This window comes from Pseudomonadota bacterium (assembly GCA_037200975.1).
Lineage (GTDB): Bacteria > Pseudomonadota > Gammaproteobacteria > Steroidobacterales > Steroidobacteraceae > CADEED01.
The window spans coordinates 1,218,270-1,244,715 of sequence record JBBCGI010000001.1; the positions used below are offsets into that span (position 1 = coordinate 1,218,270).

Consider the following 26,446-nt stretch of genomic DNA (forward strand, 5'->3'; position numbering starts at 1 on the left):
GACGGAGTAAATCAAGCAATTCCCTTACGTCTAATTTCGGCTTCGAAAGCAGTCCGAAGTTCATTCGAGAAGTCCCTACTCCTAACAGCCTCCTTCAACTGAAGCTTGCTCTTACGAAGAGAATGCTCTACCAAATCGCCACAGGCTTTGAAGACCATGAAGCAATCTCCGTTGATGTCATACAGTTGGAGGGTTTCGTCGAAGGAGTGCCCCTTCTTCTTCTGTCTCACCACTTCGTTGTACGAATGGGCCATGTACAAAATCTGAAAGCGAAATCTCTGGAGATTCTTCGGCAGCTTTCCTGACTTGAATGCGCGATCAAGGCGATTCAGCATGAGGCTGGCAAGAAAGTACGGCTCTTTGTTGTCATCGGCACGAAAGAGCTTGCTTCTATTAGCCTCCAATAGCTCTCCGTAGTACCGATGGGTGCTATGGGGCTGCGCCAATGTTGTAGCAACGTACGCATTGGTTTGCGCCGCCAATGTCACTACCTGAGATGGCTTAATGTTCGGCGAGCCATCGTACTGGCGCGATCGGCGCTCATAAAAAATGGGGTTACCGATCTTCCTAGAGTGCGCGTTGTAGAATTCTTCTAGATCTTTGTGGAAAGGGGCAAGGGACTCGAATGCCTCGTCCGTAACGTGCGTTTGCTTGTTGGTCGCTCGAATCACTCTTCCCGAAAGATCTTGATCGGTGGTTTCTATGAACTTCACGATGACGTGAGTTCCAGCTTTAAGTTTAGCTCGCTGTTCGAAAAGAACGTGAGATGACTGGCAACCATTCACGATCTGGAAATCTGTCAATTTTAGCTTCGCGCCAACCGGATCAATCTTCTTAGCGATGATCGTTATGCCATTGTTTAGAATTGCCAGCGCCGCCTGAGTCGCCGTGTCAGTTAGGGTTGCTTTGATGTCCGCATTGACCTTCGTTGTTCCCTGGAAGTCGCGAACATTGTCTTCAAAGAGGCTTTTCTGAAGATTTCCGTCGGAGTCAGAGATTAGTCGCACGTACTCAGTCGCAGAGAGGCTTCCTACGAAAGATTGCCGCACGCCGGGAATCACCGGCAAGGCAACGTGGTTAGGGAAATCGACTTCTTTGATAGTTTTCCGACGGAGTTCTCGATATGTTTCCTTAAGACGATTTGCGTCATAGAACGTAAACGTCACTGCTCGAAACATTCGCCTCGCCTTAATGTCGGCGAGTTCGCGCTCCACTCTTCCAGTAATTTGTTCCGGCTCCTTCCATTCGCCAGTAGTCACAAAATAGATTCTTAGCTCCGGAGGATCGTCGAAGTTAATCGAATGCTTGTAGATCTTGTCTTTGAGGGACCTTAGATTCTTGATGTCTTCGTTCTCCGGAATTGCGGGCGCACTATCAAAGAATGACTTTATTCCGAAGATCAATGTTCCGACTTGATCGCCCTTAAACTTTGGTGATGATTTGGACTGAATGAACGCAAAGGACGCGTCAATGTATCCGTTCTTTTGAAGCAGGTACTCGATCTCCTCTTCACTCTGAACGATATTTCCGTTCACGGTGATTGCCACGCCATCGGATCCAATGTCATCGCCGCCTCCAACTGAGAGGCTCTCGATGTCGAATTCTCGAGGATACTGTTTCGAAACGACGCAGTAGTTAACGAATCGCTCGAACTGATCGGACTCTGAGAGTTCTTTGAATCCCTCCGCATCGGAGAAATCATTTACATAGCTTTCGAGGATCTGGTCCTTCATAACACCCCAGTGTTGTGGATCTCCACAGAGAATCTCGTGAACAGTTAGCCTCGCAAGCAATCAGGGACACGAGAGTAGCTTGATTGGCTTCTCAATCTTCTCTGGCACTATTACGTGATCTGAAATCTATTATAGATAGAGAGACTAGCTAACTATAAGAATGGCACTGATCTGCTAAGCAGTACAGCCCGAGTTGCTAGTCAGAATGTGCGAAGCGTCATGGAACAAGGAACCAATGCCAGTTCAGATTCGGCTGCTTGGCACGCGCCGCGCATTCAATCCAAGGCACGGGTAAATGAACTCGAGGTGGCGTCGATTTCTGCCGACTGCCAGTCTCCGCTCGGATTGCCGCGGCGTTGCCGGCGTGGTGGAAGCAGGGTCGAAAACTTTTGAATTGTGGTGAGAAGCCGCGAGCTTGCGGCCCTTTCAAGACTGCCTCCACGGCGCCTGCGCTCGACAAGTCCGCGGATTTGCTGGTCTTTTTGCGCGCGGCGCTGTCTCCGAACTCTCCCAAGCAAATCGCCCCGTTTTTCTCTACCATTCGCCGCTCTAAAAACGCCCCGGGCCGGGTCTTTTCCCGCCCCAATTCATTGAATTTCAACGGAACTTGCCATGGCCCGCACTACGCCTCTTGCTGACATCCGCAACATCGGAATCATCGCCCACGTCGACGCCGGAAAGACGACGACCACCGAGCGCATCCTTTATTACACCGGCAAGAAGCACACGATCGTCGAGATCCACGAAACCAAGGATCTGAAGACCACGACGACGACTGACTACCTGGAGCAGGAGCAGAAGCGCGGCATCACGATCCAGTCCGCGGCGGTCTCGACCTTCTGGCGCAAGAAGAAGATCAACGTCATCGACACCCCCGGGCACGTGGACTTCACCATCGAAGTGAACCGTTCCCTGCGCGTGCTCGACGGCGCGGTGGTGGTGTTCGACGGCGTGGCGGGCGTGGAGCCGCAGTCGGAGACGAACTGGCGCCTGGCTAACAACTACAACGTGCCGCGCGTCTGCTACGTGAACAAGATGGACCGCAGCGGCGCGAACTTCGTGCGCTGCGTGGACATGATCAAGAACCGCCTGGGCGCGCGTCCGCTGGTGGTGCAGCTGCCGATCGGCTCGGAAGATCACTTCAAGGGCATGATCGACCTGGTCGAAGAGAACGCGCTCGTCTGGGACTCGGACGACAAGGACGCGAAGTGGGCCGTGATCCCGGTCGGCGACGGCAAGGGCCTGGCCGACAAGTTGGGCATCACGGTGCCGTCGGATCGCAAGATCCTCGACGACTACTCGAAGTACCGCAATGAGCTGGTGGACACGGCGCTCGAGATGGACGACGAGGCGATGGAAAAATACCTCACGGACAACGTGCCGCCGACGGCCGATGTGCTGCGCTCCTGCATCCGCAAGGGTGTGATCAAGAGCCACTTCACGCCGGTGCTCTGCGGCAGCTCGTACAAGAATAAAGGTGTGCAGCAGGTGCTCGACGCGGTCGTCGACTACATGCCGGCGCCGACGGACGTCGACGCGATCGCGACGGTGGACGCGGACGGTAACCCGATCGGCACGCGTGCCACGTCGGACGACGAGCCGTTCTCGGGCCTGGCGTTCAAGGTGATCAACGACACGTACGGCGCGCTGACGTTCGTGCGCGTGTATTCGGGCGTGCTCACGAAGGGCATGTCGGTAACTAATACGACTCGTGGTAAACGGGAAAAAATCGGCCGCATGGTCGAGATGTTCGCGGACAAGCAGAACCCGATCGAAGAAGCGCGCGCGGGCGACATCATCGCGCTGGTCTCGTTGGCGGAGACGGATACGGGCGACACGCTGGCGGATACGGATCACCAGGTGGTGCTGGAGCGCATGCGCTTCCCGGATCCCGTGATCTCGGTGTCGGTGAAGGCGAAGACGAAGGCCGAAGCGGAGAAGTTCGGCGCGGCGCTGGGCAAGATGGTTCGTGCCGATCCTTCGCTGCATCTGGAGACGGATCGCGAGACGAACGAGACGATTCTGCGCGGGATGGGTGAGCTTCACCTGGAAGTGACGCTGGATCGCATGCGGACGGAGTTCGGCGTGGAAGGCGTGATGGGCGAGCCGCAGGTGGCCTATCGCGAGAGCTTCACGAAGGCGATCGACGAGCACTACGTGCACAAGAAGCAGACTGGTGGATCGGGTCAGTTCGCCGAAGTGTGGATCAAGTTCGAGCCGCTCGCGCGTGGCGAAGGCTTTGTGTTCGAAGACGCGACGACCGGCGGTTCGGTGCCGCGCGAGTTCGTCCCGGCCGTTGAAAAGGGTTTGAAGATTCAGAAGGAAGATGGCGTGCTGGCGCACTTCCCCACGGTGGACTTCAAGGCGACGCTGCATGACGGGTCGTACCACGACGTTGACTCGAACGCGCTGACGTTCGAAATCGCGGCGAAGGCTTGCTTCCGCGAGGGTATTCGCAAGGCGGGGCCGCAGTTGCTGGAGCCGGTGATGAAGGTGGAGACGGTGTCTCCGGGCGATTACCTGGGTGACGTGATCGGTGACATGAACCGGCGCCGCGGGACGATTCTCGAGCAGGTTGAGCGTGGCACCAACACGGCTGTCGTGGCGACGATCCCGCTGAGCGAGATGTTCGGGTACATCGGGCAGTTGCGTTCGATGAGCTCGGGGCGCGCTTCGTTCACGATGGAGTTCTCGCACTATGATCCGGTGCCGAAGAACGTTGCCGACGAAGTGATTGCGGAAGTGGCGAAGCGTCGCGCTGCGCTGAACGCGTAGTTGGGAGATGGTGCCGGGTGGGGAAAGTGGGGAGAGGACTCCCCACTTTCCCCACCCGGCACCCGACCAGAATCGAGGGCGGGTGAGCGATCACTCGCCCTTTTTCTTGAGGTGAGTAGATCGATGCCTGTATTCAGAAACCATTCTTACGCGGCGTTCTTGTTCGATATGGACGGGACGTTGTTGGACTCATCCGCGGTTGTTGATCGGGTGTGGGGGGCTTGGGCGAAGCGGCATGGGGTTGACGCTGTGGCGTTGATGGCGAATGTCCATGGAGTGCGCGCGGAAGATACGGTCCGGCGGTTCGCTGGGGCGACGGTGGATGTTGCCAAGGAGGCGCAGTGGATACTCGATGCTGAAGTCGCGGATGTCGACGGCGTTGTCGCGGTGGAGGGAATCCATTCTTTCATCGAAGCACTGGATCCCGGCACGTGGGCCATTGTTACGTCCGCGCCGCGCGCCTTGGCCGAAGTCCGGCTGCGGGCTGTGCATCTGCCGATTCCGGACGTGATGATCACTGCTGAAAACGTGCAGCGCGGCAAGCCGGATCCGCAGGGATTTTTGCTGGGCGCCGAGCGGCTGCGCGTGAGCATCGGCGAGTGCCTGGTGTTTGAGGATTCGCCGGCGGGTGTTGCTGCGGCGAAAGCCGCGGGCGCTCAGGTGGCGATTGTTGGTGGGCTGGTTCCGGAGGCTGAAGGGAATTTCGCTCTGGCGAACTACGGCGGCGGTTAGGGTGCCGGGTGGGGAAAGTGGGGAGAGGACTCCCCACTTTCCCCACCCGGCACCGTCCGAATCCCTTCAGATTTCGGACAGCCGCTGCATCGTATCGGGATATCGCTGCACCAATCTGATGAGCAGCGCGGCTTGTGCATTCGGTTTCGCCCTTCCCTGCTCCCAGTTCTCGAGTGTCCGAACGTTCGTCCGTAGATAGCCCGCCAACAAACCGCGGGAGATGTTCATATCCTTGCGCAGCCTTGCAAGTTCGCGCGCGGTGATCCTCGGCGCCGGTTTTGTCTTGACGGCGTGAGTCCGAAGCGTGCGCTTGCCAGCCCGCTGATCCGCCAGCGCCTCAAAACCCTCGACGATTTCAGCGAATAGGTCCCGCTTCTTCTTCAATTGAAATTCCTCGCTTTCAATTCCGACTTGAGGTGTTCGCGGAGCGCGGCCAGTTGCCTCGGAGACAGGTCATCGACCTCGCCTTTGGCATACAGCGCGAACAGCCAAAATTCCGCGTGCCCGCCCCAGTAGAAGTAGATCACTCGCAAGCCTCCGCGCTTGCCTTTGCCGCGCCTCGCGTCACGAAAGCGGAGCTTCCGAAGCCCGCCTGAGCCCTCGATCAAGTCGCCAGCTTCTGGCGCGAGAAGCATCAGGCTTTGCAAACTCGCGTAAGCGTCGTCATCCAGATACTGCTCGCGGGTTCGTTCGAACGCTGGCAGCTCGATGAAGCATCCTTGCATTCAGTCAATATACGTAGGTTACGTATATATCTTATAGCTGCATTTCTTGCAATCGCTGCTGGATTCGCCGGTGGAATTTGGGAACGTCTCCGAGTGGCTCAATCGAAGTCCCTTCGGAGGGTGCCGGGTGGGGAAAGTGGGGAGTCCTCTCCCCACTTTCCCCACCCGGCACCCTAAACGCTAAGCTCGCGCCATGGCCACACGTAAAGCGGGCAAGATCTTCGTCGGCATTGGCGGCTGGAACTTCGCGCCATGGCGCGGCAGCTTTTATCCGAAGGGCCTGGTGCAGACGAAGGAGCTGCACTACGCAAGCCGCGAGATCACTTCGATCGAGATCAACTCAACGTTCTATGGTTTGCAGAAACCGGCGACGTTCAAGAAGTGGCACGACGAGACGCCCGACGGATTCGTGTTCAGCGTCAAGGCACCGAGGTTCGTGACGAACCGCAATCGCCTCGACACCGCCGCGTCTAGTGTCGACCGCTTCCTCGAGAGCGGAGTGCTGGAGCTCGGCGACAAGCTCGGTCCTATCAACTGGCAGCTCGCCCCGGGCAAACCCTTCGACGCGCAGGAGCTGGCAGGATTTCTCGCGCTGCTGCCGCGCAAGCTCGAAGGCCGCGCGCTTCGTCATGCCCTCGAAGTGCGCGACACGAGCTTCGACTGCGAGGAGTTCGTCGCACTCGTGCGCGAGCATGAGGTCGCCGTCGTTGAAGCCGGCGACTCGGAGTACCCCCGCATCCAGGCGCGCACCGCGCCGTTCAGTTACCTGCGCGTGATGGGCACGAAGGCCAGCGCGCCGCAGGGCTACGCGCCCACCGCCCTCGCGCGCTGGCGGGAACACGCCCAAACCCTTGCAGGCGACGGAAACGTGTTCCTGTACTTCATCAGCGGGGCGAAGGAGCGCAATCCACAGGCGGCGCGCGCGCTGATCGCGGCACTCGAGGCGTAAGAGACGCCTCTTCTCTAACAAACCTTCTCAGATCGGCATCGAAGAGCGAACGAGCAGTCCTCCGCGCTCTCTGTCTTCGCCCGGTCGAGCCCCGCGTTCGTAGCGTCTTTCGGCTGCACGAGTATCTGCGCAGACGCACCTTTTGCGGGCGCGCGTTCCGATCCTGCACTGACAACGACGCCCGCGACTAAAACCGCGTAGGCGGCTACAAGCCCGATCACACGATCGCGGGTTTTTCGAATCAAAAACATGCCTCTGCTCCTCATGAATGAAGGACCAGCATGAAAGCTCAGCGTGGGAGCCGGCGTGGGAACCGCAGTGGAATTATCTGCCCGCTTCAACTCTGGCACTCTACGGCCCATGCTCAAACAACTTCCGCCGCTGCATTCGTGGTCCTCCGCGCTGATCGCCACCGTCGTCGGCTTCGGCGGGACGATCGCATTGCTGGTCCAGGCGTTCCGCACGCTCGGCGCGACGGTCGAGCAAACAGGATCGGCCGTGACCGCGCTCTGTCTCGGCTTCGCTGTCGGTGGCGCCGCGTTGTCGCTCAAGATGCGCATCCCGATCGTGCTCGCCTGGTCCACACCCGGCGCGGCGCTGCTGGCGGCCTCCCCACCCGGCACGACTTGGCCCACCGCCATCGCCATCTTCCTGGTCGCTGCACTGCTGATGATCGTGTTAGGCCTGGTGCCAGCACTAGGCCGGCTCGCGGCGCGCATCCCGAGCTCCGTCGCGTCGGCCATGCTCGGCGGCGTCCTGCTGCCGTTCTGCCTCACGGCCTTCCGCCTCGCAGCCGAAGACTGGCTGCTCGTCGCCTTGCTGGTGGGCGTCTTCATCGTCGCGCGGCGGCGCGTACCGCTGTACGCGCTGCTGCTCGTGCTGGTCACCGCGATCGCGATCACGCTGATCCGCGGCGACGCCGGGGCGCTGCCGCCCGGAGCGGTGTTCGGCCAATTGCTGCCCACCATGCCCGCGGGCGAATGGCGCACGATCATCGGCCTCGCCTTGCCGCTGTTCCTGGTGACGCTGGTATCGCAAAACCTGCCGGGATTGATGGTGTTGCGCAATGCCGGATACGAACCGAAGGCGGGGCCGCTGATCGTAAGCACCGGCACGTTGTCGCTGGTGCTCGCGCCGTTCGGCGCACACGCGGTCAACCTCGCCGCGATCACCGCGGCGCTGGTCACGAGCGACGACGCGCATCCCGACCGCACGAAGCGCTGGATGGTCGCGGTGATCTACGCTAGCCTCTATCTACTGCTGGCGATCTTCGCGCCCGCGCTGGTGCGGCTGTTCCTGGCGCTGCCGCATGCGGTGATCGCGGTGCTCACCGGGCTCGCGCTGATCCCGGCGCTGATGAGCGGCCTCGAGAACATGCTGGCGGTGAAAGACGAGCGCGACGCCGCGATCCTGACCTTCCTCGCCACCGGCTCGGGGCTCGCGCTGTTCGGGCTCGGCTCGGCGTTCTGGGGCCTGATGATCGGGTTCCTCGCGCTGGCGGCGAAGAAGATCTGGCCCAGCCGCTAGCCGCGCGCCGATTTCCCGCGGCGCATCGCGAGGGTGGTTAGCAGGACGAGAAGCAGCCACTCGATGCGGCCGCCGCCCCCTCCTCCGCTGCCGCCGGCACTTCCACCACCACCGCCTCCGGAAGACGGCGCTGCGTTCACGGTGAAAACCGCGGAGACAGCGTTGTTGCCGGGCGTTGAATCGTTGAAGCCGCGCAGCACGACATTGCTAGTGAAAGTGCCGGTCGCCGTCGCGGTCATGGCGATGTCGATGTTGCGCGAGGTGTTCGGTGAGAGGGAGAGCAACGTGCATTGCAGGGTCGTGGTGCCGCTGCACAGGATTTCGCTTGACGATATGGCGTTCACCGTGACGAACGGCGGCAACGGGATATCCACGGTGATGTCGAGCGAGAGCGCGGCACCGTTGGTTATCGTGATCAGCGGAAAACGCAGCGCGGCACCGTTGTTCGCGGTCACGCTGGTCTGTGCGACCGACAGCTGGATGTCGGTCGCGTCGGCCGTGAGGATGGTTACCACGAGGCTGTTGTTGAGCTGATTTGAATCGCGATCCGGGTAGACGTCGAGCACAGAAATCGTGTTTCTCCCGCCGGTGACGGCGCGGAACACGGCCCTGACGGGGATCACGGAATTCGCGGGCAGGGTTCCGAGCTCGCACGGCATGCCGATCTGCGCCTGCGGGCAATCCACGCCGCCGATGCTCAGGGAATCGAGCGCCACCGAGGCATCGGCTACACCCGGAACCAACCTGGCTCCCACCACCGGATTCCTGCCGGTGGTGATGGTGGCATCGACGGTAGTAGTTTGGCCGGTCAGCAGCATTCGTGCCGCGAGGGGCCCGCTTATTCCGATATCCACGATGGGCCGCACTTGCAGCGTGGCGTGCGCGACATTGTTGGTCGGATCACCGTCGTCGGTGGCGGTCACTGTGATCGTCGCGTCCCCGTCGACGGCCGTGTCGGAGACGAAGGTGAAGCCCATGGTGGCGCTTATCTGGTTTGACAGAGCGCCGCCAGGAAATGATCCGGTGCAGCGCCCGCGCTGCGACGTGAGCAGCGCACACGTCCACCCCGAGGGGCCATTGTTGAACCCGAGAGTCAACAGGCGCAGAGGTGCCGCGAGTTCGATGGTCGCGGTCACGTTCTGGGCCGGATTCACGCCCTCGCTTACGACCTGGAACGCGGAGCTTGCGATCGCGCCTTCTACAACTCCGAAGGAATTCCCCACGACCGCGGCGACGTCGACGGCGAGGCTCGCATACACCCAGGTGAACACGCCCGAATACGCGATGTCCGCTCCGTTGGCCCAGCGCGCGCTTGCATAGAGGGTCGACGTGGCGTCAGCGATCATGTGGAACCGCACCACGACGGTTCGGACGTCGCCCGGATTCAGCGTGCCGAAGTCGCAGGCGATGAAGTCCGGCACTGGTGCGCAGGTGATCGACGGTGTCGTCACGGACTCGACCACACCCTGATACGGCAGTTGCAGCAAGAAGCGCGCATTCTGCGAGGGAAGCCGGCCGACCACGTCCAGTGTGTACGTAAGCTCGTACGAGGTACCGATGACGGCGCGCAGCTCTTCGGTGGAGACGCTGATGCGCACTTCGCGCTCCGCGCTCACGTCGACGCGAGCCCTGGCTTGGTCGTTGCCGGCGTTCGAATCGTTAGGCACGTTCAGAGTCGCGCTCCCGTTCGCGATGCGGGCGATGTTCGCGCGGCCGCGCAGCGTGATGCGCGTCGATGTCCCGACGGCGATGTCGGCGAGCTGGCAATTCAGTATCCCGTCAGAAGACACTTCGATGACGCAGGTGTGGGGCCCACCGTTGAACGACTCGATCGGTATGCCGCCGAGGTTGATCAAGACCCGGCCGCCGTGCGAGTCCTGCGTTCCGCGGGACAAGACGTCGACGGTGTAGTCGACTACGTCGTTTACAAACGCCGTCGAAACGCTCGGGGTGATCGTCACTCCGAGGTCCACACCCGACTGGAGCCCCACCAGCACGAGACCCGAGTTATTGCCCGTGACGAAATCGTCCTCGACGGTGAGCACCGCCTGAACGGAAAAACTGCCGACCGTACTTCCGGTGACGCGCAAATCCAGCGCCCGTTCTTCGCCGACGGCGACATCGGCGAGCGCGCAGGTGATCACGCCGCTTGCGACACTGCAGTTCGCGCCCGCGAGCGTCGCGCCAGTCAACGAATACCAAGAGGGAAATGTGACTTCGAGCTCGACATGGGTGCCGATGCGATTGCCGATCGAACGCAGCGTCATGGGCAGCGAGAATGTGCCGGTCGTTTGCGTCTCGTACGGTGAGGGCGGCAGTACGAGCGCGACGTCCACGTAGTTCGCCGAGCCGATGCAGATGCCGCGGGCGGCAGCGATCGAGGCCGCCATCGAACTCAAACTGCACGCGGAAAACTCCGTGCTGCCGTTCAGCGTGGGCGACATGAGCCAGTTCTGCGGCGTGCTCGCGCAAACACCTTCGACGCCATCGTGACGCGCGCCGAAGTTGTGGCCGATCTCGTGCGCCATGACGAGTGCGGAGTAGAACGCTCCCTGCTCGGAATCGCTCAGCGACACGCCCTCGTGCGCCTTGCAAAGCGAATCGACGAACGCGATGCCGATGGTGTCGCCATCGAGGTTCTTGCCGGTCATCAGGTGTGCGAGACCCGCCGCGCGCACCGCCGGTATCGACTCGCGATAGTCCGCGAGCTGTTCGAGCAGCGTGCCGGCTTCTGTCGCGGTAAACGGGTCGGGACTCGAGGGCGCGAGACGCAGCTCGGTTGGCAGGAGCAGCACGCCGACCTGCTCGGCAAAAATTCCGTCGACGACGTTCAGTCGCGCGAGCATCGCCGCGGTTGCATCGGCGCCGGCTGAATTCTGAAAGGCCTTGTCCGCGATCAACGATATGTCGAGTGCTTCGTTGACGGCGGCCGTCGCGGCATTGGCGCGCAGCTGTGCCACGAAACCCTTGTACTGCTGCAGCCCCGAATCTCCGGCGGCAGCGGCCGTGCCGCCCCCATCCACGAGGCCGCAAAATTCCGGCGGCAACCCGTTCAGCGTATCCGAGAGGCGGTAGACAACCGTCTGGTCCGCCGCCGCCGCGAAAGGCGTCGTGAGTTTGCCGGCGATGCTGCCGTAACTGGCAACGACGTAGACGTCGTTACCGTCCCAGATCGCGCCTTCGAGACGCGTGCCGACACGCGTCAACCGCACCCACGAGCCCGGCACCTCGTCGAGTTTTCCGCGCAGAACGCGCGTCTGGGCAAAACTTGCCTTGCGCGCGGCCGGAATGGCCTTGAGCAGCCGGGCATTGCTTTCGAGTGTCAGTGCGAACCGCCGTCCATAGGCATCGAACTGGGTTTTGCCTTCGGCCGCAGGCAGCGTCACGGGCTCGGCGAACTTGATCTGCATCTGCGATGCGGCGCGCGCGACGCCCGGGGAAACCACCCATGACATTAACCCAACCGCGATGGCGAAGACTGCTCGCATTTCGGCCCCTTCCCGCCTGCCGGCGATGTTTTCGTTTGCACCGGATCATACGGCTATCCGGCGGGCTTGAACAAACTACAGTTTCAGAGGAGTTGGCCCCTATCCACAGCCGGTACGGAATCGAGCGCGGCTACTTCTTCGCGAGCTCGCTGCCGCCCGCCAGTTCCGGCGCCTTCTGTGCCGCCATCCACTTGCGAATGCGCCGGGCGTCTGCGGTGCGCGTCAGCTTGCCGAAGGAATTCAGGAACACCATGTCGACGACACGGTCGTCGAGGATGGTCTGCATCACCAGGCATTGGCCGGCATCGTTGGTAAAACCCGTCTTCTGCACGAGGATGGTCCAGTCATCCTTGCCGATCAGCAGATTCGTGTTGCGATACATCAGCATGCTCTTGCCCGCGCGCACTTCGTGCGAATGCAGCGTCGAGAACTCCTTGATCTCGGCCTGGCGCGCGGCGGCGTTGACGAGCTTCACCAGGTCGCGCGCGGTCGAGGTGTTGAGGCTGGAAAGCCCGGACGGATCGGCGAAGTGCGTGTGCGTCATGCCGAGCACCTTTGCCTTCAGGTTCATCGTCTTGACGAACGCGGGGATGCCGCCCGGATAGTTGCGCGCCAGCACGCGTGCGGCGAGGTTCTCGGACGCCATCAGCGCGAGGCGCAGCAGATCGCGCCGCGTGAGCTTCGTGCCGTTCGGCAGATGCGAGAACGCGCCCTTGCCTTTCCAGCGGTCGTCGGCGGTGATCTTGATGACTTCGTCGAGGGACTGCTGCGCGTCGAACACGACGAGTGCGGTCATGAGCTTGGTGACGGAGGCGATGGGCGTGACGACGCCAGCATCGTGTTCGAAGATCACCTCGCCGCTTTTCGCGTCGACCACCAGCGCAGCGGCGGATTTTACACCGGGCCCTGGGGTCTTTTTGTCAGCGGCGCTCGCCGAAAATCCCGACGCCATCGAAAACGCTGCGAGCAAGCTCGCGAAAACGGCCGTGCTTCGGCGCATCGCGCAATCCTTCCGATCGAAGTTCCCTGATTGCCCGCGATGGTATGCCGAAGTCCGGCGGTGTGCACTGCTCCGATCAGTTGCGGGCGACGGCCTCGATGTTGTTGCCGTCCGGGTCGAGGACGAAAGCGCCGTAGTACTTGTCGCCGCCTTGGCGCGGGCCGGGCTTGCCGTTGTCGCGGCCGCCGGCGGCCAGCGCCGCGCGGTGGAACTCGTCGACCGTCGCGTGATCCTTCGCCGCGAACGCGACGTGCATCTGGTTGATGCCCGCGCGCGAGCCTTCGATCCAGTACGACGGACGCAACGTGCCGATCCACAGGTAGGGAATTTCACCCGGGCCACGGCCTAACAAGAAGAAATCCTTGTGAGGCTGCGTGATGCCGAGCCCGAGCGCTTTGGCGACCGCGTCGTAGAAGGCGCGGGCCTTGGGTAGATCGGTGACGACGATGCCGGTGTGGTCGAGCATGGGCGATTTCCTCTCATGGCGAAGTCGTCGATGCTGAACCGCGTGCAATTCGACGTCTGTCGCAGGGCGACCGGCACTCGCGTGGGGTGCCTCCTACGGAGAGAAACCGAAGTGTGTCCCTATCTAGAGACGCCAGGAAATTTTGGCGTAGGCGGTGCGCTCGAGTTCCTGGCGGGATGCTTCCACGCCGACTTCGGGGTGGCGGTCGTGCAGCAGATTCTGGCCGACGATGGCGAGTTCCCATTGGTCGGTCACGAGCCACGCGAGGCGCAGATCGAGCTCGGTGTAGCCGGGCACCGCCACGGTCGCATTCTCTATGCGGCTGACGTAACGCAGCGTGGCGTCGAGCTGCAGATTGCGCGGCAGATCCAGCGACGAGCGCAGCAGCGCGTGATGTTTGGAGTCTGCCGCTTCGGCAAGACCGAACGTGTTGTCGAGACTGCCCGGCTTCGGGCGGATATCGAGGCGCAGTTCCGAAACACTCGCGCGCAGGCGCCACGCATCGGTGACGCGATAGTCCAGGTTCAGCTCGGCGCCGTAGCCCTCGCCTTTCTGGCCGTTGAGAAACACCAGCGGCAGCGGTGCGGGCGGGTTTTCCGGCTCGACGCTGCGAATGTCGTCGTAGTCGTTGTAGTAGCCGGCGAGCGATACGGACACGCGTTCGTGCGGCTGCACGCGATAACCCACTTCGTAGGCGATCAGTGTCTCCGACTGCAGATCGGGGCTGCCAACCGAAATCGGCGGGATGTAGTAGTTGCGGTCGACGCGCGACGGCGTGCGCACGGCGCGCGAAACGGCCGACCACAACAACTGTTTGTCGCGCAGCTGCCATGCCAGGCGCACGCCCGGCTGCCACTCATTGCCGGTGTAGTCGTTGTTCTCGAGCTTCGTTCCGACCGTCAGGTGCAGCTTGTCCGGCACCAGCGCGATCTCGTCCTGCACGAACGCGCTGAACGTTTCGAGCGACACGCGCTCTGGCCGCAGGCCGATGGCACGCGAGGTGAAATCGTCACGCACCTGCCGATAACCCGCGCCCCAGACGATGTTGTGCCGCGCGCCCACACCGAGTTGGTGCTGAAAATCCACGTCGTACGTGGTGGTCTGGTCCTTGTAGGAACCCGGTGAATCGCCGTCCGTGCGATCCACATAGACCTGCAGCTTGAAATCCGAGTCGTCGGACAACTTGCGCGACCAGCGCCCGAGCACGTTCGCACCATGCGAGACGATTTCCTGGGGCGGCACGTCGATGGTGTTTTTGTAGAAGTCGCCTTGCAGGGTCAGCAGATCGCCGCCGGAGGTCTCGCTATCGAGCCGGAAGCCGCCCTGGGCGTGGTCCATGTCGTTGCCCGGGTCGGCGCCGCTGGCGAGTAGCGTGCTGTCGAAACTCGAGTATTTCCCGTACGCACGGAAGTGGGTGTTTTCGGAGATCGCGCCGCCGTAACGCACCGCGCCCTCGGTGAGCCGGTCGCCACCGCCCGCTTCGAGATACAGGCCCTGCGTGTCGCGCGCGGTTTTCGTCATGATGTTGATGACGCCGTTGACGGCATTCGCGCCCCACACCGTCGCGCCGGGGCCGCTGATGACCTCGATGCGCTCGATGTCCTCGAGCAGCACGTCCTGCACTTCCCAGAAGACGCCGGAGAACAGCGGCGTGTACACCGTGCGCCCGTCGATCAGCACCAGCATCTTGTTGCTGAGCGGCGCATTGAAACCGCGCGCGCTGATCATCCACTGCGCCGCGTTGATCTGCGCCAGCTCGAGATTGCCCGCCAGCCGCAGCGCCTCCGGCACGCTCGTGGCGCCGGAGCGGTGGATGTCGCTCTGGGTGATGACGTCGATGGCGGCGGCGGTTTCGCTGAGCTTCTGCGGACGCTTCGAAACCGAAGTCACTTCGAGATTCGAAAGGTCGTCGAGGCTCAGGGTCTTCAACGCGTCGATGTTCGGAGCGCCCTCGGCCGCCGTGGCCGCGCCGAGGCCGACGGCTGCGAGAGCGAACAACAGGCCCGGCATACGCTGTGAAATCATTCGCCCGCGAGTGTTCACTTTCGACGGTGTCTTTGCAAAGCCTCCGAGTGTGCACTGCGTCTCACTACTCGCCCCTAAGGAGCACTCGGCTTATCATGACGGCATGAAACGCACTCTCGTCATGCTCGCGATCATCCTGATCGCCGCGACTTCTTTCGCCGCTCAGACTCCCGACAGCTCCGCGCGCATCGATCAGGTGGTGCAGGAATACGTGAAGGCCGGCGCCTTCATGGGCACTGTGCTGGTCGCCCGCGATGGCCAGATCGTCTTCAGCAACGCTTATGGCGCTGCGAACGTCGGGAAGACGGCGCCGAACACGCTGGAGACGCGGTTTCGTATTGGCTCGCTCACCAAGCAGTTCACGGCCGCGGCGATCCTGGTGCTCGAGCAACGCGGAAAACTTTCCACCACTGATCTCGTGAAAAAGTATCTGCCCGACGCGCCCGCCGCGTGGAACCAGATCACGGTCGCGCACCTGCTCACGCACACTTCGGGCATCCCCAACTTCACGTCGTTTCCGGAGTACGCCGAGTTCTCGCGCCAGCCAAATACACCGCAGCAGCTCATCGACCGCTTCCGCGGCAAGCCGCTAGATTTCGCGCCGGGCACGGAAATGCGCTATTCGAATTCGGGGTATGTGCTGCTCGGGTACATCGTCGAGAAGGCCAGCGGCATGCCGTACGCGAAGTTTCTCGATGAAAACATCTTCAAACCATTGGAGATGAAAGATTCGGGCTACGAGACGAGCAATCCGCCGATCCCGAATCTCGCTCAGGGGTATGCACGCGGCTCGAGCGGACCCGAAGTTGCCCAGCCGCTTGACATGACCGTGCCGTTTGCCGCAGGCGGGCTGTACTCCACTGTCACGGACCTGCTGCGTTGGGAGCAGGCGCTGTTCGGCAACAAGCTGCTGTCGGCCGCGTCGCTGCAGAAGCTGACGACGCCGGCGAAGAACGAGTACGCCTTCGGTCTCGTCATAAGTAGTCGCGCGGGACAGCGCGTGATCGAACACAACGGAGGCATCAACGGCTTCAACTCGAAGCTCGCGTATTACCCAGCCGACAAGGTCACCGTGGTGGCGTTGTCGAACATCAACGGCAATGGCGCCGACCAGATCGTCGACACGATCGGCGCACTCGTGCACGGCGAAGCCGTGGTGTTGCCGAGCGAACGCAAGGAAGTGCAGCTGCCGCCCGAGGTGCTGAAGCAGTACGTCGGCAGCTACGAGATGAGGCCGGGGTTCGACTTCGTCATGGCAGTGAAAGACGGTCAGCTCACGATCTCACCGACCGGGCAATCGACCGACGTGCTGTACGCGGAGTCGAAGGACCACTTCTTCTCGAAGCGCATCGATGCACGTATCGAGTTCGGCCGCGACGACAGCGGCGCGGTGACGCACCTGGTCCTGCACCAGGGAGCATTCAACGGGAAGGCGCTGAAGAAGGAGTGAGGCCGGCCGGCCGCGCGCGAGAGCCGCATCGCGTCGGCGTGGGAATTGAGGCATGTCCCCTTTTGCTAGGAAATGGGGAGTGTCCCCATTTCGAACTTGGCGGTGAAGTGGCGCAGCGCTGGCGGTTCCCAGACGATCTTCATTCCCGGGAGCGAATCCTTGCGGGCGGCCACGTCGAGGATGACTTCCACGAGGTAGTCCGCATGGGACTGCGTATACACGCGGCGCGGGATCGCGAGTCGCACCAGCTCCATCGCCGCGGGTTTCTCGCTGCCGTCCACTTGCCGGCCGAACATCACCGTGCCGATCTCGCAGCTGCGGATGCCGCCCGCTTCATATAGCGCTACGGCCAACGCCTGGCCCGGGTACTGAAGCGCTGGAATATGCGGCAGCAACGAACCGGCATCGATGAACACCGCATGGCCTCCCACCGGCAGCACGATCGGGATACCCGCCGCGGTCAGCCGCTCGCCGATGTAGGTGTTGGCACGCACGCGGTACTGTAGATAGTCCTCGTCGACGATTTCCTTGAGGCCCTGCGCGATCGCTTCCAGGTCGCGCCCGGCCAGGCCGCCGTAACTCGTGAAGCCTTCCGTGAGGATCAGCCGGTTCTTGGCGTTGCGCGCCAGCTCGTCGTCGTTCACGGCCAGCCAGCCGCCGATGTTGGCGAAGGCATCCTTCTTGGCGGACATCGTCATGCCGTCCGCCGCGGAAAACATGTCGCGCACGATGTCGGGGATCGAGCGCGCCGCCTGCCCGGGTTCGCGCGACTTGATGAACCAGGCGTTCTCGGCGAAACGGCAGCCGTCGATGTAAAACGGCTTGCCGTGGCGATGCGCGATCTCGCTGACCGCCTTGATGTTGGCCAGGCTCACGGGCTGGCCGCCGCCGGCGTTGTTGGTCACGGTGATCATCACGCACGGAACCTGCGCGCCGTTCACCGCGAGAAAGGTCTCGAGCTTCGAGAGGTCCATGTTCCCCTTGAACGGGTGCAGGTTCGACGGGCTCTTGCCCTCCTCGATCAGCAAGTCGAATGCCTGCGCGCCGCTGGCCTCGATGTTGCCGCGCGTGGTGTCGAAGTGCGTGTTGGAAGGAATCTTCCGCCCCGCGCCGCCGACGATGGAAAACAGGATCGCCTCCGCCGCGCGGCCCTGGTGCGTGGGAATCACGTGTTTGAAGGGCATCAGCTCGCGTACCGCCTCTTCGAATCGTTCGAACGACGGCGACCCGGCGTACGACTCATCGCCGCGCATCAACGCGGCCCATTGCTCGGCGCTCATCGCGCTGGTGCCGGAATCGGTGAGCAGATCGATGATGACGTCCTGCGAGCGCACGGCGAACAGGTTGTAGTGCGCCGCGCGCAGGATCTGCTGGCGCTGTGCGAGAGTGGTCATGCGGATGGGCTCGACCGACTTGATGCGAAACGGTTCGATGATGGTTTTCATGGGGAGTGCCGAATTGGATTGGCCGCGATAGTACCGGCTCGACGTTCGGACCTTTGACATTTTGATAATAGTCGTACTATCGTACGCCGCATGAAAACCGGCCAGGTCGTCGATGCACTCGCTGCGCTCGCTCACACGCACCGCCTGGCGATCTATCGCCTGCTGGTCGAACAGGGTCCGGCGGGAATTTCTGCGGGGGCGATCGCGGAGCGCGTCGGCCTCGTGCCCTCCTCTCTCACGTTTCACCTGCAGTCCTTGCACCGTGCCGGGCTCATCTCGCAGGTGCGCGCCAGCCGGCAACTGATCTACAGCGCGGACTACACGGCGATGAACGAGCTCGTGGGGTATCTCACCGACAAGTGTTGCGCGGCGAGCGGCCAGAGCTGCGTTCGTAAAAAATCCGCTGCCTGAGCCGGAGACCACGATGACCGATCGGCCCTTCAACGTCCTGTTCCTGTGTACGGGCAACTCCGCACGCAGCATCCTGGCCGAAGCCCTGGTGACGCACTGGGGCCGTGGCAAGTTTGCCGGCTTCAGCGCCGGCAGCTCACCGAAGGGAAAGGTGCATCCCATCGCACTCGAACTACTGCGGCAGATGAACATGTCCACTGCCGGAATGCGCTCCAAGAGCTGGGAAGAATTCGCGCGGCCCGGCGCTCCGACGCTCGACTTCGTATTCACCGTCTGCGACAACGCCGCGGGAGAGATGTGTCCCGTCTGGCCCGGCCAGCCGATGACGGCCCATTGGGGCGTTGCCGATCCGGCGGCCATCGAAGGATCCGAGACCGAACGATGGCTCGCATTCCGTCAGGCTTTTCGCGAGCTCGAGAGCCGCATCAAGACCTTCACGAGTCTTCCGATCCGTGCGCTCGATCGGGCGAAGCTGCAGGAACGATTGCGGGCCATCGGCACAGACCAAACTACCGACGCCCTCGCCTGATGTTTCGCAGGGTGCTCGGCGAGGCGCTGGGCAGCCTGCTGCTCACGGCCTGCGTCGTCGGTTCCGGAATCATGGCCGAGCGCCTGTCAGGCGGGAACGGCGCGGTGGCGCTGCTGGCGAACACGCTGGCGACGGTGGCGGGTTTGGCCGTGCTCATCATGCTGTTCGGTCCCGTCAGCGGCGCGCACTTCAATCCTTTGATCAGCGGCGTCGCATGGTTCACGCGCCGAATCGAGGCGCGCGCGGCGGCGCGGTACGTGCTCGCGCAAATCGTCGGGTGCTGCGCCGGTGCGATCCTCGCCAACGCAATGTTCGAGCTGCCTCTCGTGGCGGCGTCCGGCCACGCTCGAACCGGCGCGGGCCAGTGGCTCTCCGAGTTCGTCGCCACCGCCGGCCTCGTGTTCATTGCTTCCCGGGCCGAATCGATCCGGGAAGCTGCCTGGCAGGTGTCGCTGTGGATAGGCGCCGCCTATTGGTTCACCGCTTCGACCTCGTTCGCCAATCCGGCCATCACCATCGCTCGCGCGCTGAGCGATACATTCGCGGGCATCCGTCCCGTGGATGTCCCAGGTTTCATCGCCGCGCAGGTTGCGGGCGCGTTGACGGGTGTGCTGCTGTTGCGCGCCTTCACCGATAAAAGATGATGACGCATGTCGAACGGGCCGCCAGCCGTTCGACCAACCGGTGAACCTCATACAGGAGCACCGAAATGCGCGTTTTAACCTCGTCAGCCTTGTGGATCCTCGCCGCTGCGGCGCAGGCATCCACTCCCGCGAACACCCCCTCCGTACCCAAAGGCGTCTACACACTCGACAAGGCGCACACCAGCCTGATCTTCCGCGTGAATCACCTGGGTTTTTCAACCTTCACCGGCCGCTTCACCGGCGTGGATGCGCGGCTCGAGACCGATCCGTCGAAACTCAGCGCGTCGAAGCTCGACGTGACCATCGACCCGGCGTCGATCGCCAGCGACAACGCACCGGACGGCTTCCTCGCGATGGTCGCTGGCAAAGGCTGGCTCGATGCGCAGGATTTCCCGACGATGCACTATCGCTCGACGAAGGTCGAAGTCATCGGCGCCAACAAAGTGCGCATCGATGGCGAGCTCACGTTCCACGGTGTCACGAAGCCGGTAGTACTCGAGGCGAAATACAACGGCGGTTACGCGGGCCACCCGATGGACCCGCACGCGCGCATCGGCTTTTCGGCGACCGGCAGGTTCAAGCGCTCGGATTTCGGCGTGACGGTGGGCGTCCCGGCGCCCGGCACGACCATGGGTGTCGGCGATGAAGTGGAAGTAGTGCTGGAGACCGAGCTGTCCGGCCCGGCGCTGGCGAAGAACTAGCCAATCACACCACGCCGCCGTTCGCGCGCAGCACCTGGCCGTTGATCCACGCCCCATCGGGCCCGGCCAGGAACGCGACGGCGGCGGCGATGTCTTCGGGCTGGCCCAGGCGCTCGAGCGGCGCGGCCTTGGCGATCCTATCTACCAGCTCCTGCGGCTTGCCGGTCAGGAACAGCTCCGTCGCGGTCGGCCCCGGCGCAACCGCGTTCACGGTGATGTTGCGGCCGCGCATTTCATTCGCGAGCACGTGGGTGAGCGCCTCCACCGCGCCCTTGGTCGCCGCATACACGCCGTACGTGGGTTGATAGAGCCCGACGACGCTCGACGAAAAGCTGATGATGCGCCCGCCGTCGCGCAGGCGCTTCGCGGCCTCGCGCATGCCGTTGAACACACCCTTGAGGTTCACCGCGATGTGCCGGTCGAACATCGCATCGTCCGCATCGGCGATCCGCGCCAGCTGCATGATGCCGGCGTTGTTCACGAGGACGTCGACCCCGCCGAATTCCGCTTCCGCCGCGTCGAACAAGCGCCGCATCGCCGCCGCATCGCTCACGTCGGCTTGCACCGCGACCGCCTTGCCGCCGTCGGCGCCAATCTGCTCGCGCAGCGCCTCCGCGTCCGCGGCACGGCCCGCGAAATTGATTACCACCGCAAATCCATCCGCCGCGAGCCGGCGCGCGATCGCCGCGCCGATGCCGCGCGATGCTCCTGTCACAATGGCGGTCTTGCTGCTGGTCATGGCGTTTCCCTTGAATTGAACGCCAGCTTACACGGGGCGTCAGATGGGTCACTTATCCTACGCCCGGCCCATGTATTGTCCGACAAGCCGGCCTGCCGCGAAGTCGGGATGAAGAAGGCATGCTCCGACGCGGCAAACGGCCTAAAAGCCCCAGGCTTCGCCTATGGTCTCCCGTCTCTCATCTCTCTTCTGCTGCCTGGTGCTCTGCGCAGCGGAAAATCTCGCCGTGGCCGACGACGCGGGCACCGCTGAACCCACCTATGTCGCCTACTCGGCCGCCGACACGGCGGTCATCGGGGTGGGCACCGCGAAAGTGCCGATGGGGTACACATCCAAGGACCCGTTGCTCGACCGCACCCAGCGCTGGGTGTTCCAGTCGGTGTGGCGCGCGGCGATGCGCATCGACCGGGTGTTCGGCGCCGAGATCGACGAATCCGCCTACCAGGAGGCGAGCGGCTCGCTCGCGCCGGCGTTGCTGTGGGATGAGTTCGACGGCTTCCAGCCGAAGCTGCGTTTCAACGTCAATTTGCCGCTGCCGCACCTCGACGAACGGTTCCACGCGTTCATCGGCCGCGTCAACCGCGACGAATACGTCACCGAGCGCAATCTCGAATCCGGCGCGTTTCCGCGCCAGTACGGCCCGGTCGAGGACGATCAGACCTTGTTAGGCCTGCGCTTCCGCTCGCCCAAGGCGGGCGCGCACTTCGACGCCGACGCGGGTGTACGCCTCAATTTCCCCGTCGACCCGTTCGTGAAGGGCAGCTACCGCTTCTTCCATGGCTCCTCCGAGAACGTGTTGTTCAGTTTCCGTGAGACGGCGTTCTGGCAGAACAGCGAGGGCGTGGGCGTCACCAGCCGCGTCGACATCGAAAAGATTTTCGACTACAGCTGGCTGGCGCGATTCACGGCGTCGGGCACGATCTCGCAGGAATCCGAAGGCGTGCGCGGTTACACCGCCTTGTCGCTGGTGCACGGCATGCCGAACCGCCGCGCGATCGCGGCCGAGCTGTTCACCAGCGGCGAGATGGACGCGGACGTGCCGCTCGGCAACTACGGCATGAAGCTCGCCTATCGCAAGAGCATTTCGCGCGACTGGTTGATCATGGAGATCCGCACCAGCCTCACCTGGCCGAAGGACGAAGCCTGGCAGGTGCGCGAGGCCACGTGGGGCGTCGGCATCGGCTTCGAGATGTTCTTCGGCACCGACGATTTCCTCGCGCGCCCGGTTACTTTTTGAGCGGCATTCAGTTCGGCGCCACCCGGTCGGTGATGTATTTGCTGAGATCGCGCACGGCTTTTTCGGCCTTTTCTCCGCCGGCGTTGGTGACGACGATCGAGATCACGTCCTGCTGCGGCAGGATGCGCAGATCCGCCACCCAATACCCATTGCTGCCGGTATGCGCCAGCAGCGACACATCGCCGTTGGGCTCCGTGAGCACTCCCCAACCCATCGCGTAGCGGTTCTTGACCGGCGTGTGCAGCAGCTTGTAGGTCTCGGGCTTGAGTAGTTTGCCGTGGCCGTGAAGGCCATCGAGCTGGTCCTGCGCGAACAGCATCCAGTCCTGCAACGTGATGTTGACCGTGCCGGCGGGCCCCACCGCGGGTGGGTTGTCGCTCTTCGGATCGCCCACATCGAGGGCGACGAGTCCGCCGCGGGCGGGAACGTGCCCGAGCGGCTGATCGTATTTCTTGCGCTTGCCCGGAGCGCCGAAACTCGCATTGACGATTCCGAGCGGCTTCCAGACTTCGGCGCGCAGCGCGTCTTCCCAGGTATCGCCGGTAAGCGATTCGACCACCGCGCCCGCGATGACATAGCCCAGGTTCGAGTACGCGAACTCGCCGACTTTCGAAGCGGGCGGCTGCCGCAGGTAATAGGCCACCACCATCGCGCGCTGCGCGCGCAGGCTCTTGCGCGTGCCGATGACCGTGTCGAAGTCCGCGATCTCGCGGGGATCGGCGAGCGCCGGCAGACCGGCGGTGTGTGTCAGCAGCTGTCGCAACGTGACGCCCTGCAGCTGCGAATTCATTCCCGCGGCGACGCCCGGAAAAAGCTGCGCGAGGGTGGAGTCGAAGCTGACCAGGCCTCGCTCGACCAGCCGCGCAATCAACGTCGCCGTCATCGCCTTGGTGTCGGAGCCGATGTGCCAGCGATCCCGTGTCGTCACGGACGGTTTCTGGTTGAGCGCGCGCTTGCCGGAGGCAGCCTGCGCTTCGATACGTCCCTTGATCTGCACCAGCGCCGCCGTGGCCGGCAGACCGGCGCTGTCGCGCGTCTGCGTGATGGCCTGTTCCACGAATTGCTGTAGTGGGGCATCCGCAAACGCGGGCGCAGCCGCCGCGAACAACACGCATGCCAGGGTCTGCCTCGAAATCATCTGTCCCCCTCGTAGATTTTCGTTTCGTCCGCGGTGGACAATCTACCGCGTCGGAAGAACGAGGGGCAATCGGCCCGGGGCAAGGATGGATCTTCAAGCGCTGCTGCACAGCTACGGATACGCGCTGATCTTTCTCGGCACGCTCGCCGAGGGCGAATCGCTGCTGGTGCTGGGCGGCATCTTCGCGCACCGCGGATTTCTCGACCTGCGCGGAGTCATGCTCACCGCATATCTCGCGGCAGTCTGCGGCGACCAGATGTTTTTCCATCTCGGGCGGCGGCACGCGAAGGGGTTGCTGGTACATTTTCCACGGCTGCGCGACAAGGTGAACCTGGCGCTGCGGCGAATCGAAAGCCACCAGACGCTGGTTGTATTGAGCATGCGATTCCTGTGGGGCCTGCGCATCGCGCTGCCGGTTGCGCTGGGATTGACCGGCATGAGCGCGCGCCGCTACTTCCTGCTGGATCTCGTTTCGGCGGCGGTGTGGGCGGTGTGTTTCTCGCTGCTGGGTTATGGGACGGGGCGCTTGTTTTCGCACCTCGTCGAGAACTTTCACTCCGTTGAAAAGTGGATCGCGCTCGGGTTGCTGCTTCTTGGCAGCCTCATCCTGTTTCTGCGCTGGCATGGGGCAAGGCGCACGCAGCCTCCGGATGGGCCGAGCGCCTGACGCCGCGGTTCTATTTGCCGCACATTGCGTGGACAATGCCGCATGGCATTAAGCGTCTTCGACCTGTTCAAGATTGGTATCGGGCCTTCGAGCTCGCACACCGTGGGACCCATGCGTGCCGCCCGGCAGTTCGCGGTGCGCCTGCACGAAGCAGGGCTGCTCGGGCGTGTCGCGCGGATTTCGGTCATGTTGTATGGTTCGCTCGGCGCCACCGGCAAGGGGCACGGCTCCGACAAGGCCATCTTGTTAGGCCTTTCGGGCAATGAGCCCGATACCGTCGATGTGGATTCGATTGCGGCCACGGTGGAACGTATTCGTGCATCGCACGAGCTCTTTCTGCTCGGCAAACAGGCGATCGCCTTCGACGAGCGCACCGACCTCGTCTTCAATCACCGGGATACGTTGCCGCTGCATTCGAACGGCATGCGGTTCACCGCGTTCGCCGACGGCGGCGCGGAGCTGCTCACCGGCACGTATTTCTCCGTCGGCGGCGGGTTCGTGGTCGAGGATCAACCGGCGCCGGGCGCCGGCAAACGCATCGTGCCGGATCTCACCGTGCTACCGTTTCCGTTCCGCAGCGGCGATGAGTTGTTAGCGCTGTGCGAGCGCGAGAAGACGTCCATCGCCGGCATCATGCGCCGCAACGAGCGTCGCTGGCGCAGCGACGCGGAAATCGACGAAGGATTGCTGCACATCTGGCACGTGATGCAGGCCTGCGTGAAGCGTGGCTGTGCAACGCCGGGCGTGTTGCCCGGCGGGTACAAGGTCAAGCGCCGCGCGCCGGGGTTGTTTGCGCAGTTGACGCAGCCCGCGATGGCGGCGCCGCACGATCCGCTGATCGCGCTCGACTGGGTGAACCTGTGGGCGCTGGCGGTCAACGAAGAGAACGCCGCCGGCGGGCGCGTGGTGACGGCACCGACCAACGGCGCGGCGGGCATCGTGCCCGCGCTGATGCACTACTACGCGCGCTTCGTGCATGGCGCGAACGACGCGGGGATCGTGGATTTCCTGCTGACCGCCGCCGCCATCGGCTTCTTATATAAGGAGAACGCGTCGATCTCGGGCGCCGAGGTGGGCTGCCAGGGCGAGGTGGGCGTGGCCTGTTCCATGGCCGCCGCTGCGCTGACCGCGGTGTTAGGCGGCACGGTGCTGCAGGTGGAGAACGCCGCCGAGATCGCGATGGAGCATCACCTGGGGCTGACCTGCGATCCGGTCGGCGGGCTGGTGCAGATCCCGTGCATTGAACGAAATGCCATCGGTGCTGCCAAAGCGATCAACGTCGCGCGCATGGCGTTGCGCGGCGATGGCACGCACTACGTATCGCTCGACAAGGTGATCAAGACCATGCGCGAGACGGGCGCGGACATGAAGACCAAGTACAAAGAGACGTCGCGCGGCGGGCTCGCCGTGAACATCGTCGAATGTTAGGGTGAAAACATGAACCTGAATTTCGTTGTTTTCGTTTGCGCGGTGGCGCTGGCCGGGTGCATGAGCGTGACTCCCGGCGACGTGAACCAGAAGCCGGTGGATAAACCCTATGCGGCCGGTTCACCTTCCGGCGGAATCCCGCTGTGGAAGCCGGGCGAGAAATTCGTCGGCGTCGCGGGCGGCGCGTGTTACGGCACCTGCCCTGTCTACGAGATCTATGTGTTCGACGACGGACGCGTGGTGTTCCTGGGCAAGAAGTACACCGGGAAGAGCGGCGTGTTCAGCAAGCAGGTCGACAAATCGGTATATGGCGAGCTGCTGGCGACGATCGTGCGCACCGGCGTGCTCGACGATTCGATCAAGCGCGGTCCGTGCATGACGGATCATCCGATGCTGACGGTGATGCGGTCGGCGCCGGGCGGCCAGAGCGTGCGCACGCAGGTGTTGAATACCGGCTGCGAGGGCCACGCCGACATCGCAAAGCAGATCGAGAAACAGTTCATCGATTTCACCGAAGTGGAATCCTGGATCGCCCCCGCGAAGAGCTTCTGAAACGGAGAAAAAGGGGACATGCCTATTTATTGATACGGAAGCGGTTTCCCCGCCACTCTCATCAAGAAATAGGCATGTCCCCTTT

At 62.8% G+C, this 26,446-nt stretch carries 23 protein-coding genes; 13 read left to right on the forward strand and 10 right to left on the reverse strand.

Annotation, left to right across the window (positions count from 1 at the left end; translation table 11 throughout):
• Positions 1-11 precede the first annotated feature (11 nt).
• Positions 12-1,733 carry an AIPR family protein gene (locus tag WDO72_05445; protein ID MEJ0085102.1) on the reverse strand — a complete coding sequence of 574 codons (1,722 nt, stop codon included), beginning with the start codon at positions 1,731-1,733 and terminating at the stop codon, positions 12-14.
• A gap of 612 nt (positions 1,734-2,345) precedes the next feature.
• Here WDO72_05445 and fusA point away from each other — a divergent pair.
• Positions 2,346-4,508: an elongation factor G gene (gene fusA / locus WDO72_05450; GenBank protein MEJ0085103.1), complete on the forward strand. Its 2,163-nt coding sequence runs from the start codon at positions 2,346-2,348 to the stop codon at positions 4,506-4,508.
• Positions 4,509-4,631: 123 nt separating this feature from the next.
• On the forward strand, positions 4,632-5,240 hold the full coding sequence (locus WDO72_05455; protein MEJ0085104.1) for an HAD-IA family hydrolase: 609 nt from the start codon (positions 4,632-4,634) through the stop codon (positions 5,238-5,240).
• 66 nt (positions 5,241-5,306) lie between these two features.
• Here the strand turns inward: WDO72_05455 and WDO72_05460 are convergent, their stop codons facing one another.
• Positions 5,307-5,624 carry a transcriptional regulator gene (locus WDO72_05460; GenBank protein MEJ0085105.1) on the reverse strand — a complete coding sequence of 106 codons (318 nt, stop codon included), beginning with the start codon at positions 5,622-5,624 and terminating at the stop codon, positions 5,307-5,309.
• Positions 5,621-5,965 (reverse strand): toxin, encoded by a 345-nt coding sequence (locus WDO72_05465; protein ID MEJ0085106.1) that lies wholly within the window; start codon positions 5,963-5,965, stop codon positions 5,621-5,623. Before WDO72_05465 ends, WDO72_05460 begins: the two co-directional genes overlap by 4 nt.
• Positions 5,966-6,158: 193 nt before the next feature.
• Here WDO72_05465 and WDO72_05470 point away from each other — a divergent pair, with 193 nt between their 5' ends.
• Both WDO72_05470 and WDO72_05475 read left to right on the forward strand, forming a co-directional pair.
• Complete coding sequence (locus WDO72_05470) at positions 6,159-6,914, forward strand: DUF72 domain-containing protein (protein MEJ0085107.1); 756 nt, start codon at positions 6,159-6,161, stop codon at positions 6,912-6,914.
• A 360-nt stretch (positions 6,915-7,274) separates the two neighbouring features.
• Positions 7,275-8,441, forward strand: a complete 1,167-nt coding sequence (locus WDO72_05475) for a benzoate/H(+) symporter BenE family transporter (protein MEJ0085108.1) — start codon at positions 7,275-7,277, stop codon at positions 8,439-8,441.
• Here WDO72_05475 and WDO72_05480 read toward each other — a convergent pair.
• From WDO72_05480 to WDO72_05495, 4 genes are all read right to left on the reverse strand, one after another.
• Positions 8,438-11,929, reverse strand: a complete 3,492-nt coding sequence (locus WDO72_05480) for a M12 family metallo-peptidase (GenBank protein MEJ0085109.1) — start codon at positions 11,927-11,929, stop codon at positions 8,438-8,440. The two genes, WDO72_05475 and WDO72_05480, sit on opposite strands and share 4 nt — an antisense overlap.
• 130 nt (positions 11,930-12,059) lie before the next feature.
• A complete protein-coding gene (gene pbpG, locus WDO72_05485) occupies positions 12,060-12,929 on the reverse strand; it encodes a D-alanyl-D-alanine endopeptidase (protein ID MEJ0085110.1) in 870 nt (289 codons plus the stop codon).
• Between the two features lie 76 nt (positions 12,930-13,005).
• A complete protein-coding gene (locus WDO72_05490) occupies positions 13,006-13,395 on the reverse strand; it encodes a VOC family protein (GenBank protein ID MEJ0085111.1) in 390 nt (129 codons plus the stop codon).
• Positions 13,396-13,518: 123 nt separating this feature from the next.
• On the reverse strand, positions 13,519-15,420 hold the full coding sequence (locus WDO72_05495; protein ID MEJ0085112.1) for a TonB-dependent receptor: 1,902 nt from the start codon (positions 15,418-15,420) through the stop codon (positions 13,519-13,521).
• A 103-nt stretch (positions 15,421-15,523) separates the two neighbouring features.
• On the opposite strand from WDO72_05495, the gene WDO72_05500 reads away from it, so the two are divergent.
• Positions 15,524-16,870 (forward strand): serine hydrolase, encoded by a 1,347-nt coding sequence (locus tag WDO72_05500; protein ID MEJ0085113.1) that lies wholly within the window; start codon positions 15,524-15,526, stop codon positions 16,868-16,870.
• Between the two features lie 65 nt (positions 16,871-16,935).
• Here the strand turns inward: WDO72_05500 and WDO72_05505 are convergent, their stop codons facing one another.
• Positions 16,936-18,315: a tryptophanase gene (locus WDO72_05505; protein MEJ0085114.1), complete on the reverse strand. Its 1,380-nt coding sequence runs from the start codon at positions 18,313-18,315 to the stop codon at positions 16,936-16,938.
• Between the two features lie 90 nt (positions 18,316-18,405).
• Here WDO72_05505 and WDO72_05510 point away from each other — a divergent pair, with 90 nt between their 5' ends.
• The 4 genes from WDO72_05510 (at position 18,406) to WDO72_05525 (ending at position 20,600) form a co-directional block, all read left to right on the forward strand.
• On the forward strand, positions 18,406-18,726 hold the full coding sequence (locus WDO72_05510) for a helix-turn-helix domain-containing protein (GenBank protein ID MEJ0085115.1): 321 nt from the start codon (positions 18,406-18,408) through the stop codon (positions 18,724-18,726).
• A 13-nt stretch (positions 18,727-18,739) separates the two neighbouring features.
• Entirely contained in the window at positions 18,740-19,255 is a 516-nt protein-coding gene (locus tag WDO72_05515; protein MEJ0085116.1) for an arsenate reductase ArsC, read from the forward strand.
• A complete protein-coding gene (locus WDO72_05520) occupies positions 19,255-19,899 on the forward strand; it encodes an aquaporin (protein ID MEJ0085117.1) in 645 nt (214 codons plus the stop codon). The genes WDO72_05515 and WDO72_05520 overlap by 1 nt, the downstream gene beginning before the upstream one ends.
• A gap of 65 nt (positions 19,900-19,964) precedes the next feature.
• Positions 19,965-20,600, forward strand: a complete 636-nt coding sequence (locus WDO72_05525; protein MEJ0085118.1) for a YceI family protein — start codon at positions 19,965-19,967, stop codon at positions 20,598-20,600.
• Between the two features lie 4 nt (positions 20,601-20,604).
• On the opposite strand, the gene WDO72_05530 is transcribed toward WDO72_05525, so the two are convergent.
• Positions 20,605-21,339 (reverse strand): SDR family oxidoreductase, encoded by a 735-nt coding sequence (locus tag WDO72_05530; GenBank protein ID MEJ0085119.1) that lies wholly within the window; start codon positions 21,337-21,339, stop codon positions 20,605-20,607.
• 163 nt (positions 21,340-21,502) lie between these two features.
• Here WDO72_05530 and WDO72_05535 point away from each other — a divergent pair, with 163 nt between their 5' ends.
• On the forward strand, positions 21,503-22,576 hold the full coding sequence (locus WDO72_05535; protein MEJ0085120.1) for a hypothetical protein: 1,074 nt from the start codon (positions 21,503-21,505) through the stop codon (positions 22,574-22,576).
• 7 nt (positions 22,577-22,583) lie between these two features.
• Here the strand turns inward: WDO72_05535 and WDO72_05540 are convergent, their stop codons facing one another.
• A complete protein-coding gene (locus WDO72_05540) occupies positions 22,584-23,714 on the reverse strand; it encodes a serine hydrolase domain-containing protein (GenBank protein MEJ0085121.1) in 1,131 nt (376 codons plus the stop codon).
• An 85-nt stretch (positions 23,715-23,799) separates the two neighbouring features.
• Between WDO72_05540 and WDO72_05545 the strand changes: the two genes are divergently transcribed.
• From WDO72_05545 to WDO72_05555, 3 genes are read left to right on the forward strand one after another with little or no spacing between them, the layout of a single operon-like run.
• Entirely contained in the window at positions 23,800-24,381 is a 582-nt protein-coding gene (locus WDO72_05545) for a DedA family protein (protein MEJ0085122.1), read from the forward strand.
• 42 nt (positions 24,382-24,423) lie between these two features.
• Positions 24,424-25,809 carry an L-serine ammonia-lyase gene (locus WDO72_05550; GenBank protein MEJ0085123.1) on the forward strand — a complete coding sequence of 462 codons (1,386 nt, stop codon included), beginning with the start codon at positions 24,424-24,426 and terminating at the stop codon, positions 25,807-25,809.
• A 9-nt stretch (positions 25,810-25,818) separates the two neighbouring features.
• Positions 25,819-26,361: a DUF6438 domain-containing protein gene (locus tag WDO72_05555; GenBank protein MEJ0085124.1), complete on the forward strand. Its 543-nt coding sequence runs from the start codon at positions 25,819-25,821 to the stop codon at positions 26,359-26,361.
• The last annotated feature ends 85 nt before the right edge of the window (positions 26,362-26,446 follow it).

Excerpts from the sequence above, each read along its gene's own strand:
- WDO72_05445 (MEJ0085102.1), bottom strand. The coding sequence starts at position 1,733 with ATGAAGGACCAGATCCTCGAAAGCTATGTAAATGATTTCTCCGATGCG.
- fusA (MEJ0085103.1), top strand. The coding sequence starts at position 2,346 with ATGGCCCGCACTACGCCTCTTGCTGACATCCGCAACATCGGAATCATC.
- WDO72_05455 (MEJ0085104.1), top strand. The coding sequence starts at position 4,632 with ATGCCTGTATTCAGAAACCATTCTTACGCGGCGTTCTTGTTCGATATG.
- WDO72_05465 (MEJ0085106.1), bottom strand. The coding sequence starts at position 5,965 with ATGCAAGGATGCTTCATCGAGCTGCCAGCGTTCGAACGAACCCGCGAG.
- WDO72_05470 (MEJ0085107.1), top strand. The coding sequence starts at position 6,159 with ATGGCCACACGTAAAGCGGGCAAGATCTTCGTCGGCATTGGCGGCTGG.
- WDO72_05475 (MEJ0085108.1), top strand. The coding sequence starts at position 7,275 with ATGCTCAAACAACTTCCGCCGCTGCATTCGTGGTCCTCCGCGCTGATC.
- WDO72_05480 (MEJ0085109.1), bottom strand. The coding sequence starts at position 11,929 with ATGCGAGCAGTCTTCGCCATCGCGGTTGGGTTAATGTCATGGGTGGTT.
- pbpG (MEJ0085110.1), bottom strand. The coding sequence starts at position 12,929 with ATGCGCCGAAGCACGGCCGTTTTCGCGAGCTTGCTCGCAGCGTTTTCG.
- WDO72_05490 (MEJ0085111.1), bottom strand. The coding sequence starts at position 13,395 with ATGCTCGACCACACCGGCATCGTCGTCACCGATCTACCCAAGGCCCGC.
- WDO72_05495 (MEJ0085112.1), bottom strand. The coding sequence starts at position 15,420 with ATGATTTCACAGCGTATGCCGGGCCTGTTGTTCGCTCTCGCAGCCGTC.
- WDO72_05500 (MEJ0085113.1), top strand. The coding sequence starts at position 15,524 with ATGAAACGCACTCTCGTCATGCTCGCGATCATCCTGATCGCCGCGACT.
- WDO72_05505 (MEJ0085114.1), bottom strand. The coding sequence starts at position 18,315 with ATGAAAACCATCATCGAACCGTTTCGCATCAAGTCGGTCGAGCCCATC.
- WDO72_05510 (MEJ0085115.1), top strand. The coding sequence starts at position 18,406 with ATGAAAACCGGCCAGGTCGTCGATGCACTCGCTGCGCTCGCTCACACG.
- WDO72_05515 (MEJ0085116.1), top strand. The coding sequence starts at position 18,740 with ATGACCGATCGGCCCTTCAACGTCCTGTTCCTGTGTACGGGCAACTCC.
- WDO72_05520 (MEJ0085117.1), top strand. The coding sequence starts at position 19,255 with ATGTTTCGCAGGGTGCTCGGCGAGGCGCTGGGCAGCCTGCTGCTCACG.
- WDO72_05525 (MEJ0085118.1), top strand. The coding sequence starts at position 19,965 with ATGCGCGTTTTAACCTCGTCAGCCTTGTGGATCCTCGCCGCTGCGGCG.
- WDO72_05530 (MEJ0085119.1), bottom strand. The coding sequence starts at position 21,339 with ATGACCAGCAGCAAGACCGCCATTGTGACAGGAGCATCGCGCGGCATC.
- WDO72_05535 (MEJ0085120.1), top strand. The coding sequence starts at position 21,503 with ATGGTCTCCCGTCTCTCATCTCTCTTCTGCTGCCTGGTGCTCTGCGCA.
- WDO72_05540 (MEJ0085121.1), bottom strand. The coding sequence starts at position 23,714 with ATGATTTCGAGGCAGACCCTGGCATGCGTGTTGTTCGCGGCGGCTGCG.
- WDO72_05545 (MEJ0085122.1), top strand. The coding sequence starts at position 23,800 with ATGGATCTTCAAGCGCTGCTGCACAGCTACGGATACGCGCTGATCTTT.
- WDO72_05550 (MEJ0085123.1), top strand. The coding sequence starts at position 24,424 with ATGGCATTAAGCGTCTTCGACCTGTTCAAGATTGGTATCGGGCCTTCG.
- WDO72_05555 (MEJ0085124.1), top strand. The coding sequence starts at position 25,819 with ATGAACCTGAATTTCGTTGTTTTCGTTTGCGCGGTGGCGCTGGCCGGG.